15 protein-coding genes and 1 tRNA gene are annotated in these 12,777 nt (G+C 58.4%); 7 read left to right on the forward strand and 9 right to left on the reverse strand.

The window, feature by feature from the left end; all coding sequences use genetic code 11:
- Positions 1-35 precede the first annotated feature (35 nt).
- The 4 genes from nusG to AOZ07_RS18845 all read right to left on the reverse strand — a co-directional run bounded on the left by nusG (position 36) and on the right by AOZ07_RS18845 (position 1,589).
- On the reverse strand, positions 36-884 hold the full coding sequence (gene nusG / locus AOZ07_RS12195; RefSeq protein WP_060702234.1) for a transcription termination/antitermination protein NusG: 849 nt from the start codon (positions 882-884) through the stop codon (positions 36-38).
- A 75-nt stretch (positions 885-959) separates the two neighbouring features.
- Complete coding sequence (secE, locus tag AOZ07_RS12200; protein WP_060702235.1) at positions 960-1,208, reverse strand: preprotein translocase subunit SecE; 249 nt, start codon at positions 1,206-1,208, stop codon at positions 960-962.
- 117 nt (positions 1,209-1,325) lie between these two features.
- Positions 1,326-1,398 (reverse strand) — tRNA-Trp (locus AOZ07_RS12205).
- A 47-nt stretch (positions 1,399-1,445) separates the two neighbouring features.
- On the reverse strand, positions 1,446-1,589 hold the full coding sequence (locus AOZ07_RS18845; protein ID WP_171918772.1) for a hypothetical protein: 144 nt from the start codon (positions 1,587-1,589) through the stop codon (positions 1,446-1,448).
- Between the two features lie 77 nt (positions 1,590-1,666).
- Here AOZ07_RS18845 and AOZ07_RS12210 point away from each other — a divergent pair, with 77 nt between their 5' ends.
- A complete protein-coding gene (locus tag AOZ07_RS12210) occupies positions 1,667-2,866 on the forward strand; it encodes a pyridoxal phosphate-dependent aminotransferase (protein ID WP_060702236.1) in 1,200 nt (399 codons plus the stop codon).
- A gap of 74 nt (positions 2,867-2,940) precedes the next feature.
- Here the strand turns inward: AOZ07_RS12210 and AOZ07_RS12215 are convergent, their stop codons facing one another.
- Positions 2,941-3,609 (reverse strand): LuxR C-terminal-related transcriptional regulator, encoded by a 669-nt coding sequence (locus AOZ07_RS12215; protein WP_060702237.1) that lies wholly within the window; start codon positions 3,607-3,609, stop codon positions 2,941-2,943.
- Positions 3,606-4,871 carry an ATP-binding protein gene (locus tag AOZ07_RS12220; protein ID WP_075972491.1) on the reverse strand — a complete coding sequence of 422 codons (1,266 nt, stop codon included), beginning with the start codon at positions 4,869-4,871 and terminating at the stop codon, positions 3,606-3,608. The genes AOZ07_RS12215 and AOZ07_RS12220 overlap by 4 nt, the downstream gene beginning before the upstream one ends.
- A 126-nt stretch (positions 4,872-4,997) precedes the next feature.
- On the opposite strand from AOZ07_RS12220, the gene AOZ07_RS12225 reads away from it, so the two are divergent.
- The 4 genes from AOZ07_RS12225 to AOZ07_RS12240 all read left to right on the forward strand — a co-directional run bounded on the left by AOZ07_RS12225 (position 4,998) and on the right by AOZ07_RS12240 (position 8,148).
- A complete protein-coding gene (locus tag AOZ07_RS12225) occupies positions 4,998-6,323 on the forward strand; it encodes a PspC domain-containing protein (protein WP_060702239.1) in 1,326 nt (441 codons plus the stop codon).
- 13 nt (positions 6,324-6,336) lie between these two features.
- Positions 6,337-6,585, forward strand: a complete 249-nt coding sequence (locus AOZ07_RS12230) for a LapA family protein (RefSeq protein WP_060702240.1) — start codon at positions 6,337-6,339, stop codon at positions 6,583-6,585.
- A 35-nt stretch (positions 6,586-6,620) separates the two neighbouring features.
- Positions 6,621-6,863: a PspC domain-containing protein gene (locus AOZ07_RS12235; protein ID WP_060702241.1), complete on the forward strand. Its 243-nt coding sequence runs from the start codon at positions 6,621-6,623 to the stop codon at positions 6,861-6,863.
- 256 nt (positions 6,864-7,119) lie between these two features.
- Positions 7,120-8,148: a 6-phosphofructokinase gene (locus AOZ07_RS12240; RefSeq protein ID WP_060702242.1), complete on the forward strand. Its 1,029-nt coding sequence runs from the start codon at positions 7,120-7,122 to the stop codon at positions 8,146-8,148.
- Between the two features lie 104 nt (positions 8,149-8,252).
- Here AOZ07_RS12240 and ygfZ read toward each other — a convergent pair whose 3' ends face one another.
- The 3 genes from ygfZ to AOZ07_RS12255 all read right to left on the reverse strand — a co-directional run bounded on the left by ygfZ (position 8,253) and on the right by AOZ07_RS12255 (position 10,947).
- Positions 8,253-9,335: a CAF17-like 4Fe-4S cluster assembly/insertion protein YgfZ gene (gene ygfZ, locus AOZ07_RS12245; protein WP_084793242.1), complete on the reverse strand. Its 1,083-nt coding sequence runs from the start codon at positions 9,333-9,335 to the stop codon at positions 8,253-8,255.
- 2 nt (positions 9,336-9,337) lie between these two features.
- The gene (locus AOZ07_RS12250) at positions 9,338-9,952 is read right to left on the reverse strand and encodes a heme-binding beta-barrel domain-containing protein (RefSeq protein WP_060702243.1); all 615 of its coding nucleotides are present in this window, start codon (positions 9,950-9,952) and stop codon (positions 9,338-9,340) included.
- Between the two features lie 254 nt (positions 9,953-10,206).
- On the reverse strand, positions 10,207-10,947 hold the full coding sequence (locus tag AOZ07_RS12255; RefSeq protein ID WP_146275742.1) for a hypothetical protein: 741 nt from the start codon (positions 10,945-10,947) through the stop codon (positions 10,207-10,209).
- Between the two features lie 75 nt (positions 10,948-11,022).
- On the opposite strand from AOZ07_RS12255, the gene AOZ07_RS12260 reads away from it, so the two are divergent.
- Positions 11,023-11,742, forward strand: coding sequence for a winged helix-turn-helix domain-containing protein (locus AOZ07_RS12260; protein ID WP_335334219.1), 720 nt, complete (start codon positions 11,023-11,025; stop codon positions 11,740-11,742).
- A gap of 52 nt (positions 11,743-11,794) precedes the next feature.
- Positions 11,795-12,751: a mycothiol synthase gene (gene mshD, locus AOZ07_RS12265; RefSeq protein ID WP_060702246.1), complete on the forward strand. Its 957-nt coding sequence runs from the start codon at positions 11,795-11,797 to the stop codon at positions 12,749-12,751.
- Positions 12,752-12,777 lie beyond the last annotated feature (26 nt).

A 12,777-nucleotide genomic window follows, 5' to 3' on the forward strand; every position in this document is an offset into this window, starting at 1 on the left:
GATAAGCGACCGATATGGGGCACGAAGACTTAATACTACTGGATCTTGGTGACCTGGTTGAAGTTCAGGGTCACTGGGGTTTCGCGTTCGAAGATCGAAACCAGTACCACCAGCTGAGCTGCATCCAGCTTGATTTCCGAGATCGTGGCCGGCATCGTTTCGAATGGACCATCGTTGACGATAACCGATTCGCCAACCTCGAAGTCCACAGTGACCTCAGTGATTGGAGCACGACCAGGCTTGGAAGCCGATGGCTGCTCTACTGGGTCGACCACGGTGTGCTCAAGCATGGAGAACACTTCGTCGAGGTTCAGCGGGTTGGGATCGTGGGCGTTTCCAACGAAACCGGTGACGCCTGGAGTGTGTCGAACAACACCCCACGAAGCGTCGGTGAGCTCCATGCGAACCAGGACGTAGCCCGGGATGCGCACGCGGCGGACGATCTTGCGCTGGGTGTTCTTGACCTCAACGACTTCTTCCATCGGCACCTGGATGTCGTAGATGAACTCTTCCATGTCCTGGGTCTGGATACGGGTTTCCAGGTTCACCTTGACGCGGTTTTCGTAGCCGGCGTAGGTGTGGATGACAAACCAGTCACCAGGCAGGCGGCGCAGCTTCGAACGGAATTCTTCCTTGAGGCGAGCAACCTTGTCTTCGCCGGATTCCTCGGCGTCGGCTTCTTCAACCTCTACGTCAGATTCAGCAACCTGAGCATCTTCGTCAGATTCAACTTCAGCAACCTGGGCATCTTCAGCATCTGCGGCTGGGGCTTCGGTCGAGTCGATATCAACCTCAGCGGCTGCATCTACCTGATCGCTGTCGGCTTCAACGAACTCGTTTTCGACCTCGTCATTAATCTGCGGTTCGAGTTCCTTGTCGGACACTGCAGCTCCTGCTTTCTTTGACTGAATGACACTGAAATTGCCTCGGGGGCGATTATACCTCCGAGGCAACTAAACTTACTGTTCTACCTGTTTAGTGAACAGGAGGATCGAACCTTGCCCAAAGACGAAATCCAGGGCTGTCACGATCAGCATCACCACGACAACAAATCCGACAACTACCAAGAAGTAATTGAGCAATTCGCTACGGGTCGGGGTGACTACCTTTTTAAGTTCCGCGATTACCTGACGGAAAAACAGCATGATTTGGGCAAAAAAGCCCTTCTTCTGCTTACTCTTTCCAGAGTTGAGAGCAGATTCGGTCACGTTCTTCCTCGTTTCAATTTTTTTGGCCAGTTGAAACAATCACGGTGCGTCGTAGCCTGACCGACCACAACACACCGTGACGTGAGTAATTCGCTGAGCGACAAAATCGCTACTGCGCAGGGCAGACAGGACTCGAACCTGCAACCTGCGGTTTTGGAGACCGCTGCGCTACCAATTGCGCCACTACCCTTCGGAGCTTTTCTCGCTCCACCTAGATCATCTTAGCGGATAAAAGCATCAAGCTTGTTCCGTTGCGATGTCTCGGCAACGAGAAATAACTTTACGCAACGAAATCGCAAATGTCGAACTGACAACCCATGGTGTGGCGCAGAACGCATAGATCAGCGCCCATTGATCCGCGTTGATGTCATTTTCACTCATGGTCGATTGATCTGGGGTGCAGGGAACTAAACTGGGAAACAACAGCTGTCCCCATAGACTTCAGGACGAATTCTCACATGTCTCGAATTTCTCGCCGCATCGGCGCAATCTCCGAATCCGCGACCCTCGCCGTCGACGCCAAGGCCAAGGCCCTGAAAGCCGCTGGACGCCCAGTCATCGGGTTCGGTGCCGGTGAACCTGACTTCCCAACGCCTGGCTACATTGTTGAAGCTGCGCTCAAAGCTGCAACAGATCCGAAGAACCACCGCTACTCCCCTGCTGCTGGCCTTCCAGAGCTGCGCGAAGCCATTGCGGAAAAGACCCTGCGCGACTCCGGCTATGAGATCTCCGCATCCCAGGTCCTGGTGACCAACGGCGGCAAGCAGGCCGTGTACAACACCTTCGCCACCTTGCTCGATCCAGGCGACGAGGTCATCGTTCCAGCTCCATACTGGACCACCTACCCTGAAGCTATTCAGCTGGCCGGCGGCAAGGCGGTCTCGATCTTCGCAGGCCCGGAACAGGGCTACAAGGTCACTGTGGAGCAGCTCGAGTCCGTGCTGACCGATCGCACCAAGGTGCTGCTATTCGTTTCGCCGTCGAACCCTACGGGCGCGGTGTACTCGCCAGAGCAGGTTCGCGAGATCGGCCAGTGGGCAGCTTCCAAGGGCCTGTGGGTTGTCACCGACGAAATCTACGAGCACCTGACCTACGGAGATGCCAGCTTCAGCTCCATCGCCACCCTGGCTCCGGAGCTGGAAGACCGCGTCGTCATCCTCAACGGCGTCGCCAAGACCTACGCCATGACCGGTTGGCGCGTTGGATGGATGGCCGGCCCAGCCGACGTCATCAAGGCCGCCACCAACCTGCAGTCGCACGCCACCTCGAACGTTGCCAACGTTTCCCAGCGTGCCGCGCTGGCTGCCGTCTCCGGCCCATTGGATGCTGTCAATGAAATGAAGACCGCTTTCAACCGCCGCCGCCTGGCCATCGTCGAGGGCCTGAACGCCATTGACGGCCTGCACTGCCCAACTCCGGAAGGCGCGTTCTACGCATACTCGGACGTTCGAGGACTGCTCGGCCGTGAAATCCGCGGCGTCGTCAACAACACCAGCGCCGAATTGGCCGCCTTCATCCTGGAGCAGGCCGAGGTCGCCGTTGTCCCAGGCGAAGCCTTTGGTCCATCGGGCTACATCCGCATGTCCTACGCGCTGGGGGATGCCGATCTCGCTGAAGGCGTAGCACGCATCGCCAAATTGCTCGGCGAAGCCAAGTAGGCACAGCCTCAACGCAGACTGCCGGTGGGCCAAGGAACTCCTTGGGCCACCGGCAGTTTTTTGCCCCGCTGCGATTAAAGGATCTTCCGGTCCACGGCCCAGCGGGTGAGTTCATGCCGATTGGACAGCTGAAGCTTGCGCAGGACATTCGATACGTGGGACTCCACGGTTTTCACCGAGATGAACAATTCCGTAGCCACTTCCTTGTAGCTGTAGCCGCGGGCGATCAAGCGCATGACCTGCAATTCGCGGTCCGAGAGCAGATCCAGTTCCTCATCGACGGCCGATACTGCGGTGCTGCTGCCAAATGCATCAAGCACAAAACCGGCCAGGCGCGGCGAAAAGACCGCGTCGCCAGCGGCCACACGACGCACCGCATCAGAGATTTCCTCACCCGAAATGCTCTTGGTGACATAGCCGCGCGCACCGGCGCGGATCACCGTGACCACATCTTGCGCTGCATCAGAAACACTCAGCGCCAGGAACTTCGTTGTCCCCAGCAGCTGGGTGCAATTCTTCAGGACTTCGGCGCCTCCCCCAGCCCGTCCGCCAGGCAGGTGGACATCAAGCAACACCACATCAGGCTTTTGCTCGGTAATCACCGCGATGGCTTCCTCAACGCTTCCTGCCTCCCCAACTATTTGCATGTCATTGGCGAGGTCCGCTTTCAAGCCGGAGCGAAAAATCGCGTGATCGTCGACAAGGACTACACGATAGCTTTGGGTGCTGTTTTCGATACTCATGAATGTGGTTCTTCCTGCGTAGTGTTCCTAGGCATGCTCAGCCGGATCTCGGTTCCGGTTTCGCTGCTGCGTATCGTGGCCTTGCCACCAGCACGCTGCATGCGTCCAATAATCGACTCCCGCACTCCATGTCGGTCCTCGGGAATCCCGCCAAAGTCAAAACCCTCCCCGCGGTCGCGGACAAAGACTTCAACAGCAGTCTCCGAGCACTCGATGTAGACGGAGATCTTGCCCGGCGCGTGCTTGGCCGCATTCATCATGGCTTCCCTGGTAGCCGCGACCAGCGCCTGCTGCCCTTCGAAGCCTTGGGCGTTTCCCACGGCGATGACTTCAACATCGCGCAGCAGCAATTGTTCGATGTCGCTGGCTTCGTGTTGCACCTCGACCACAACGTCTTCATCGTCCAGGTCCTGGTTGCCGTAGAGCCACTGGCGCAACTCGCGTTCCTGGATGCGGGCCAAGGTCCGCACCGCGGCAGGGTCATCACTGCGCTTTTGGATGACGGCCAAGGTCTGCAAGACCGAATCGTGCAAGTGGGCTGCGAACTCCGCGCGTTGTGCGGATGCCTGCCTGGAACTTCTTTCGGCCAGGAAATCGCGCCAAAGCCTAGTCCCCCATGGCAGCAAGACGACCACTGCACCGACGATAATGGCTATCGCGGCCCACATCCCGCCCAGCAGATCCGCCACGCCGACGGAACCGCTGAGGATGGTAAGCAAGCCACCGATGACCAGCAACAACCCCAGGCCAAGCCGAATCAGAAGCGGCGCCGATTTCTTCCTGCCCGGCCTGGTGACCTGTTCATCCAATTGCAGCCATGCCAAGAGTATTCCGGCAATGATTCCCAGCGAAGGCCAGATCAGATCCCAGCGGATATTCCATCCTGACCACTGGGCCAAAGCCAGCACGGCCAGCACCAGCAGCCCGCAGCCGATCAGAAGTTCACGCCAGGAGGAATTCTTCTCCCATCCTTCCCTGGAGCGGAACAAGCCCTGCTGGACCCTGTTCATCTCCTCGGCAAGGCTTCGCCTTCTGGTTCCCCAGGACCTGATTTCATCGGCCTGTGCTTCTTCCGCGCTTGGGACAAAGACCCAAAGCCACGCGTAGAGCAGGATTCCGATACCGCCACAGGCGGTCAAGGCGATAAACCCCAGCCGGACGTAATTCAGTGGAATTCCCAGATGGGCTGCCAGTCCGCCACTGACGCCAGCGATCATGCGATGCTCGCTGCGCACCAAAAGGCTTCGTTCAGGGCTTTCCATAGTTCTAAGTCAAGCACGTTATGACCGATTTTTGGTGTTTGATCACCACATCTAGGGGCACCCCTAGGGGAAGTTCAGGGTATCCCCTCATAGCGGTGCCCGGCAAGAACACGAGATCATGGAGCTATGAACAATTCGGGGTCTGGGCGTCGGGGCTTTTTCAGCCAGCTGGGCAAATCACCAATTATCCGCAAAGAGTCGCGGTGGCTCGGTGGTGTCGCCACAGGAATAGCAGATTATTTCAAGATCGATGTGATTCTGGCGCGCGGCATCGTCGTCGTGCTCGGCTTCCTCGGTGGCCTAGGGCTCATTCTCTACGGCTTGGCCTGGGCTTTGTTGCCTGACCAGCAAGGCCGCATCCACCTGGAACGAGCGATCGACAAGGACTGGACCAGCGGCATGACCGGTGCTGTGGTTCTGGTGGCCTTGGGAATCTTTCCTGCACAGTGGATTCTGGATTCAGTAGCTCCTGTCTTGTGGCCGGTGGCAATCGTTGCCGCCGTTCTTTTCATCATTTTCAGCCGGAAGAATACAAAGTTCGAGAGGCAACGGCCGGCTAAGCCGGCCAAGGAGCAAGCTCCACCTGCTGCTTCGCCTCACACCACCGCGATGGAAAAGCCTTGGCGCAAGGATGCATTCACCTTTAGCAGCAGCGCCCCGTCCAGCACGCAGCCGACCAGCGCGAACCATATCGATCAGGAGGAAACCGTGGCTAACGGCAACCCGGATCCACAGCAACAGACCAGTGGTTACGACTATGCGTATACTCCTGATCCCAAATACACCCGGCCTTACAACCAGGATTCATTCAAGGGCAAGGCAGCTCGCAAAGCGCAAGCTGCTGAACCGATCCCAGGATGGCTGTCCACGACTGCAGCAGGCTTGAGCATCCTGGCGATCGCCGCGGTGCTCTGCGCTGACTACCTTCACATCATCGATTTACCCGGTGCCGGTTGGGGCGTAGCCCTAGCCGCCGGTTTGCTGATCACCGGACTCTTCGTCGTCTTCGCAGCCCTGGTGCGGCGCACCAGCGGCGGGCTTCTGGGCTTGGGCATTCCCTTGCTGGTGCTGACTCTGGTCTTTTCCGGTTCCGCGTTCGGCACCGAGGACCGCCAGGCGGTTCGCTCGGAACCCGGCGGCAATGATTACAGCGCAGTTTTCAGCCGCTCCACCATTGATCTGACCTACCTTGACTCGATCAGCACGCCAACTACCGTGGAAGTTGATTCGGTGTTCTCCCGATTGGATTTGAAGCTCCCGCCGAACGTACCGGTGAAAGTGACTTCGGATGGCGTCTTCAACTCCCAGATGGGTCTTGAACTGCCACAGGATCAACGCCAATTGGATGAGGACGCACCGCTGCTGACCATCGAAGTCGACGGGTTGTTCTCGTCCGTCAGTACCGAGGTGGCCACCACGGCTACACCCACCGTCATCAACCCGGAATTCTAAGGACTGAGCAACCATGGGCAACGATTCCCTGCAACCTAAAAAGTTTCCCACCGGAACCTTGGTCTTCGGACTGATCCTGATTGTGGTCTCGGTGGCAACACTGAGCCGGACATTCTTCCACTGGAGCTTTGACATGCCATTGTTCCTGATCATCGTTGTCGCCTTTGCTGGCGTGGCAATGGTCATTTCGGGACTGTCCGCGGCCGGCAAACGCCGTCAACGCGAAACGGAAATTCCCGCACCAAGCGACCCTAGCCTCTAGCTTTTCAAACTCATCCAATTCAAAGGAGATTCACCATGGACAAATTCTTCAATTCCCTTCGTTCAATGCCGCTTCGCCGCGGGCCTTCACGCCTTGCTGGCGGTGTCGCCGGCGGCATCGCCGACAAGTTCGGTTGGGACGTCACCATCGTGCGCATCGCACTGCTGCTTTCCTTCTTGCTGCCGGTCTTCGGCATCGGTGCCTACATCGTCGCCTGGCTCCTGATCCCGGCTCAGGACAACAGCATCATTTTGCAGAACTGGCTGCGAAAGTTTTAGGACCTCTAGATTTCCGCAGTGTTTCGCGGAATTCATGACGGCAGCTTGAGCCGCAGGGCGAGATGCGGTCACTTCGGTGACTTGCAACTCGCCCTTGTGGCTTTAAGCACGTAGACTGTCATGCAGAATTGATGCTCAATGACGCGCGGATATTAATTGACATCCGAACGGAATTCCTTGTTGCTCTAGCGCCGTTGCCATGCAATAGCGTCCAACCAGTTGCACAAGGCTTTCCAAGTTTACGAAGCGAGGCCCAATGCGCGTTGGAATCATGACCTCGGGCGGAGACTGCCCGGGCTTGAATGCCGTCATCCGAGGAGCCGTCCTGAACGGCATCAAAAGCTACGACTACGAGTTCGTTGGCTTCCGCGACGGCTGGCGCGGTGTCAAAGAAGGCGACTTCTTTGACCTGCCTCGCACCGCTGTCCGAGGCATCGCCAAGCAGGGTGGCACCATCTTGGGAACCTCGCGCACCAACGCCTTTGAAGGCGAGCTAGGCGGCGCAGAGAATATCGCCCGCGTGCTCAAGGACAACAACATTGACGCGCTGATCGCCATTGGCGGCGAAGGCACTTTGGCCGGGGCACAGCGCCTGTGCGCCGAAGGACTGCCTATTGTCGGTGTCCCCAAGACCATCGACAACGACCTGGACGCTACCGACTACACCTTCGGTTTCGACACGGCCAACCAGATTGCGGTTGAAGCAATAGACCGCCTGCGCACCACCGGCGACTCGCACCACCGCTGCATGGTTGCCGAAGTGATGGGCCGCCACGTTGGCTGGATTGCCTTGCACGCTGGCATGGCCTCGGGCGCTCACGCAGTGCTGATTCCTGAAGTGTCCACGCCGATGGAACAGATCTGCCAGTGGGTTACCGAAGCGCATGAGCGCGGTCGTGCACCGTTGGTAGTGGTTGCCGAAGGTTTTGTTCCCGAGGGCATGGAAGAAGCCTTCTCGGTCCGCGGCGTGGATACCTTTGGCCGTGCACGCTTGGGCGGCATTGGCGAAATGCTCGCCCCGGTCATCGAAGAGCGCACCGGCATCGAAACTCGCGCCACGGTTCTTGGACATATCCAGCGCGGCGGCGTGCCAACCGCATTCGACCGTGTATTGGCTACGCGGTTGGGCATGGCCGCCGTGGACTCCGTGAACGAAACCGCTTGGGGCACCATGGTTGCCCTGCACGGCACCAAGGTCCTGCGCGTGCCGTTGCGGGCCGCTTTGAATAACCTCAAGCGCGTTCCAATGGACCGCTACGAGGAAGCCGCAGTCCTCTTCGGTTAATACCGAGGTCTGGCAGGCAAATGAAGATGGCCGGGAATGCTTAGCATTCCCGGCCATCTTCGTATGTGCAGCTTATTCCAGCCTTCTGCAGTTTAATGCGATTCCTAGCCCTGTGGCGGGGTGCGGAGGAATCCGGTAAAGCGCCCTGCCACCTGTCCAGCGTCAGGAGTCACGATGACATCCTGCGACGCCGGGTAGCTGGTTTCGCCGTCGACCACAGACAGAACTGTTTCTGGATCCACGTTGCGCTTGATCACGGCCAGGGCAATCGGCCCTGCCTCGTAGTGCAACGCGGCCGAGGTGACGCGTCCGACGGTGCGCTCCCCCACCTTGATCTCTGCCCCGGTGGACGGCAGGGTGTGCATCGAACCGTCAAGGTCCAAGAACACGACACGGCGCGGCGGATGCCCGATGTTGTGCACCCGGGCAATCGTTTCCTGGCCCTTGTAACAGCCCTTTTCCAGATGCACCGCGGTGCGCAGCCAGTCCAGCTCATGCGGGATGGTCTTGTCGTCGATTTCCGCGCCGAAGCGCGGCTCCCAAGCGGCAATGCGCAGAGCCTCGACCGCCATCATACCGGCCAGATCCTCGTCAGCTGCTGCTGACGCCAGCTCATCGATAGCCACCACATGCAACAGCCAAGGCCGTTCCTTGCCCGGATGGTCCTCGCGAGAGTAGGCCCACCCTCCCGGAGCGACACCCGGCCACGGGTCAGTCCACACCGGCGCCTCGGTGCCCGGAATCGGCCGGGTAGCCGCCAGGACGCCATGGGTAAGGGAAAGGTTATTGACCTCAACACGCAGCATGAAACGCATGGAATTCAAGAACTGCTCCAGCGCGGCACCCGCGCCAGGTTCAACTATGAGAATCAACCGGTCCTGGTCCGCCAGCACCTTCATCTCGTGCTCAACCCGGCCCTGGATCGAGAGCAGCAGCGTCTGGGTGCTCTGCCCCGGTTCCAGGTTATTAATACGCTGGCTGCTCAGGGTATCGAGCCAGCTTCGACGGTCTTCGCCTCGGATCTCAAGCACATCAAAATGGCTCAGATCAGCGATAGCCTTGCCTTCGGCCAGCTTGCGAGCTTCACGCGTGGGAGCGCCATAATGTGCTGCCACTCCGGCATCGACGCCACCTGCTTCTACGGCGCCGTCGCGCTGCAGGAGAACGGACTGGTATCCAGTGCCCATGGCTAGTTCACCGAATCTTCGGCGGCTACGCGCTTGAGGGCCGCAGAAGCGTGGGCCTGCAGATCCAGGTTGCCCTGGGATACATCCCAACGCCAGAACAGCTCGCCGTTCACCAGCCCGTAGATGCGAGTTGATGATGCATAGGGCTTGGCGTTCTTGCTGCGCAGAAGGCCTTCGGTGGCCAGCTGGATGCGCGGGCCATCAATCAGCCCGTAGTAGAGCTCGGAAAGACCTCCAGGATGCACGATGTGCGCCTGGATCTTGAAGCCTTCGTCGGTGTGCAGCTTCTGCACGTCATCGGCTGAACGCAGTACCGGGAAGATGTCGCCTGGGGTCATTCCTGGGCCAGCGTCGGCATCTTGCTGCTGGCGATCCAGGGACCAGAAGCCGTTTTCAACGGCAAGAATCCGCAGCTTGGTTCCGTCGGCTTCGGTGAGCCACGATTCGCTGCGATATTCAAGATATGGGCCGCCAACGTCACGGAAAGTGACTTGCTGCCAAAAGTACCCATCCTCGGCTTCGCCTTCGCCAAGCCGTCCAGCACCTTCCCAAGTGCCAATGAGCCATGCGAAAGGTACTAGTTCCGGGGTGAGGTCCGTAGGGAGATCAAATGCCATGGACTACTCGCTCCTATTCGTCAGTGGTGAAATGAAAAGCAGCGCACACGTTATTGTGTGCGCTGCTTTTACTTCTGACCTTGGAAGAGGCGCTTTACTACCAAGCCTGCGAAGCCCGCCATGCCTAGACCGGCGATCACGACAAGTGCCTGGAAGAAAATTTCGAGTGCAAGATAATTTTCATTCATGGCTTCATCTTAGCGCGACAAGAACCATAACTTCGACACGCGTGACATACCCCGCACGATGTTGCGCTATATGAACGCCAGAACCTCCATGGCGTACCAGCTGGCAGCACCGCTGAGCAGGATGATTCCGCACGACAGGCCAAGGATCCCGCTGACATTGCGCACGCTTTTGCTCGCCAAGGCGAGTGCTCGCAATGAACCGACGAGCAGGCCTGCCAGAAGGCCCATCACGGCACCTTGGAACCACAGGATATCTATGGGAAGCGCACTGGCGGCAGCACCCAGAGCCACCGCTACCAATGGCGCCAGCAGCATCGTGATCCGATTCGGCAAGCGGGTGACGACGACTGCGCCAGCCCCAAGCAGCGAAATGACGGTGACGACGGTGAGCCCAAATCCATAGCCAACCAGCGCGCTGGCAGCCCACGCTGAGCCCAGGACGGCCAGCACCATGCCAGTGACACCAGACACGACGCCTGCGAGGCGGCCTTCGGCTTCTGCTCCACGCAACACCTGGCTGATGAACACCAACAGCACGCCAACCGCGATGGCTTCCACGCTATGTGACATCACCGAGGCACCGGGCATGAAAATTGTTGCGGCGGTGGCAGCAAGCGAGCACAACGCAAGAATTATGGTGATGGGCCACGGCGCATCGGAGCGGACCATGCGCGGCCAGGTGTAGGCAAAAACCAGCTGTAATATTGCGGTGACCGCGCCCATGGGCCACGTCAGGGAAGACAGGCTGGATGCCAAGGTCAATAGGGCAACAGCGATGAGCCCACACAATAAAACTTTGATTCTCAATCTATGTTTCCTGACGGTAATGTGTCTGCATCTGCGTGTTCACATGCATGATTCAACGGATTCATTCCTTATACTGTGACACGTAAAGATGATTTATTCGCAACCAATTGGCAGGAGGACGACCTATTGGCCCACCTACTGCTACTTAGCAATCATGCCGAAAATGCGGCCGAAGTTCTTCCGGCACTCGAATTACTACTGCATGAAATTTCTTTTCTCCCTGCAAGCACCGAATCACTGAGCCAAGTTCCAGAATGTGATGCCGTCATCTTGGATGCACGCACGGATCTGATTCCAGCGCGATCGCTGGCACAGATCCTTCACGCGAATCTGAATTTGCCGCTCCTGCTGGTGGTCAGCGAGGGCGCCTTGGGCATCTTGAATTCTGAATGGCATGCAGCCGACTTCCTGCTGCCGTCGGCCATCCCGGCTGAATTGGATGCCCGCATCCGCTTGATGCTCGCAACCAATCCCAACACTGCCCCAGCTCCGGAACCAGCCGAGAACACCTCGGGCCTGCGCATCGATGAGCTGAGCTATACCGCTCGCATCGATAACCGCATGCTGGATCTGACGTACAAGGAATTCGAGCTCCTGAAGTACCTCGCTCAGTTCCCGGGACGGGTGTTCACTCGCGAACAATTGCTGCATGAAGTTTGGGGTTACGACTACTACGGTGGCACTCGAACTGTGGATGTTCACGTCCGTCGCCTGCGCGCAAAACTGGGCACTGATCACGAACAACTCATTGGAACTGTGCGTAACGTAGGCTACCGTTTCCACACCGAAACATAACTTTCAGCCATTTTGTGGCGAGTTCAAACCTTCACCCACTATCGTGAATGGCATGAGTGAACTGCCGCAGACCACAGTATCCGTTCAACACGTGACCGCTGAGCTAGACGAACGCACCCTGAGCGATGTGCGCCAACTGGCTTCAGACGCCCAGGACGTCGATGGCAATCCCCCGCTGAGCGACCAGACGCTGGTTGCCCTGGCAGCGGATGAATCCGGCGACAACATCACCACGTTGCTCGCCGAAGTCGGAGAGGGCGCGGAGGCAGTTCTCGCAGGCGTTGCCGTTCTGGTGCGTGAAGCACAAGGTCAGCCATGGGTGATGGAACTTGTGGTGCATCCCGAACACCGCCAGTCAGGTATTGGCCGCGCTTTGCTGACCAAGCTCAACGAGCTGGTGGACCTGACCACGGTTCAGGCGTGGGCTCACGGAGACCATGAAGCAGCCAAAAAGCTGGCAGCAAAGATTGGCCTGAGCCGAGTGCGCGAGCTCTACCGCATGCGCCGCGAAGGCACCGATTTTGTTGAAGAGCCACCGGCTGATCGCCGCTTTACCGTTCGCACCTTCCGTGTCGGTGAAGACGAGCCCGCCTGGCTCGAGGCAAACTCAAAGGCCTTCGCCCATCATCCCGAGCAGGGTTCGCTGACCCTTTTAGATCTTGACGCCCGCATGGCCGAGGATTGGTTTGATCCTTCCGGCTTCTTCCTTGCCTTCGATGCTGAGCAGAACCTCTTGGCCTACCACTGGACCAAGCTCCACCCTGCCTCCGGCGATGCCATTCGCCCTACCGGCGAAGTTTATGTCGTCGGCGTTGTCCCCGAGGCGCAGGGCATGGGATTGGGCCGGTCTTTGACCATTGCCGGCATCAACTACCTGCTGGAGCTCGGAGTCGATGCTGTCATCCTCTACGTTGATGCCGACAACGAACCCGCCGTCAAGCTGTACCGGTCGCTGGGCTTCACACTTTGGGACGCCGACATTATGTACGGTCCGCAACCGATAGACTAGTAGTACCAGCGGTTTCGTGTACCAGC

This window comes from Glutamicibacter halophytocola, assembly GCF_001302565.1.
Lineage (GTDB): Bacteria > Actinomycetota > Actinomycetes > Actinomycetales > Micrococcaceae > Glutamicibacter > Glutamicibacter halophytocola.

Excerpts from the sequence above, each read along its gene's own strand:
- AOZ07_RS18845 (WP_171918772.1), bottom strand. The coding sequence starts at position 1,589 with ATGAGTGAAAATGACATCAACGCGGATCAATGGGCGCTGATCTATGCG.
- AOZ07_RS12210 (WP_060702236.1), top strand. The coding sequence starts at position 1,667 with ATGTCTCGAATTTCTCGCCGCATCGGCGCAATCTCCGAATCCGCGACC.
- AOZ07_RS12215 (WP_060702237.1), bottom strand. The coding sequence starts at position 3,609 with ATGAGTATCGAAAACAGCACCCAAAGCTATCGTGTAGTCCTTGTCGAC.
- AOZ07_RS12220 (WP_075972491.1), bottom strand. The coding sequence starts at position 4,871 with ATGGAAAGCCCTGAACGAAGCCTTTTGGTGCGCAGCGAGCATCGCATG.
- AOZ07_RS12225 (WP_060702239.1), top strand. The coding sequence starts at position 4,998 with ATGAACAATTCGGGGTCTGGGCGTCGGGGCTTTTTCAGCCAGCTGGGC.
- AOZ07_RS12230 (WP_060702240.1), top strand. The coding sequence starts at position 6,337 with ATGGGCAACGATTCCCTGCAACCTAAAAAGTTTCCCACCGGAACCTTG.
- AOZ07_RS12235 (WP_060702241.1), top strand. The coding sequence starts at position 6,621 with ATGGACAAATTCTTCAATTCCCTTCGTTCAATGCCGCTTCGCCGCGGG.
- AOZ07_RS12240 (WP_060702242.1), top strand. The coding sequence starts at position 7,120 with ATGCGCGTTGGAATCATGACCTCGGGCGGAGACTGCCCGGGCTTGAAT.
- ygfZ (WP_084793242.1), bottom strand. The coding sequence starts at position 9,335 with ATGGGCACTGGATACCAGTCCGTTCTCCTGCAGCGCGACGGCGCCGTA.
- AOZ07_RS12250 (WP_060702243.1), bottom strand. The coding sequence starts at position 9,952 with ATGGCATTTGATCTCCCTACGGACCTCACCCCGGAACTAGTACCTTTC.
- mshD (WP_060702246.1), top strand. The coding sequence starts at position 11,795 with ATGAGTGAACTGCCGCAGACCACAGTATCCGTTCAACACGTGACCGCT.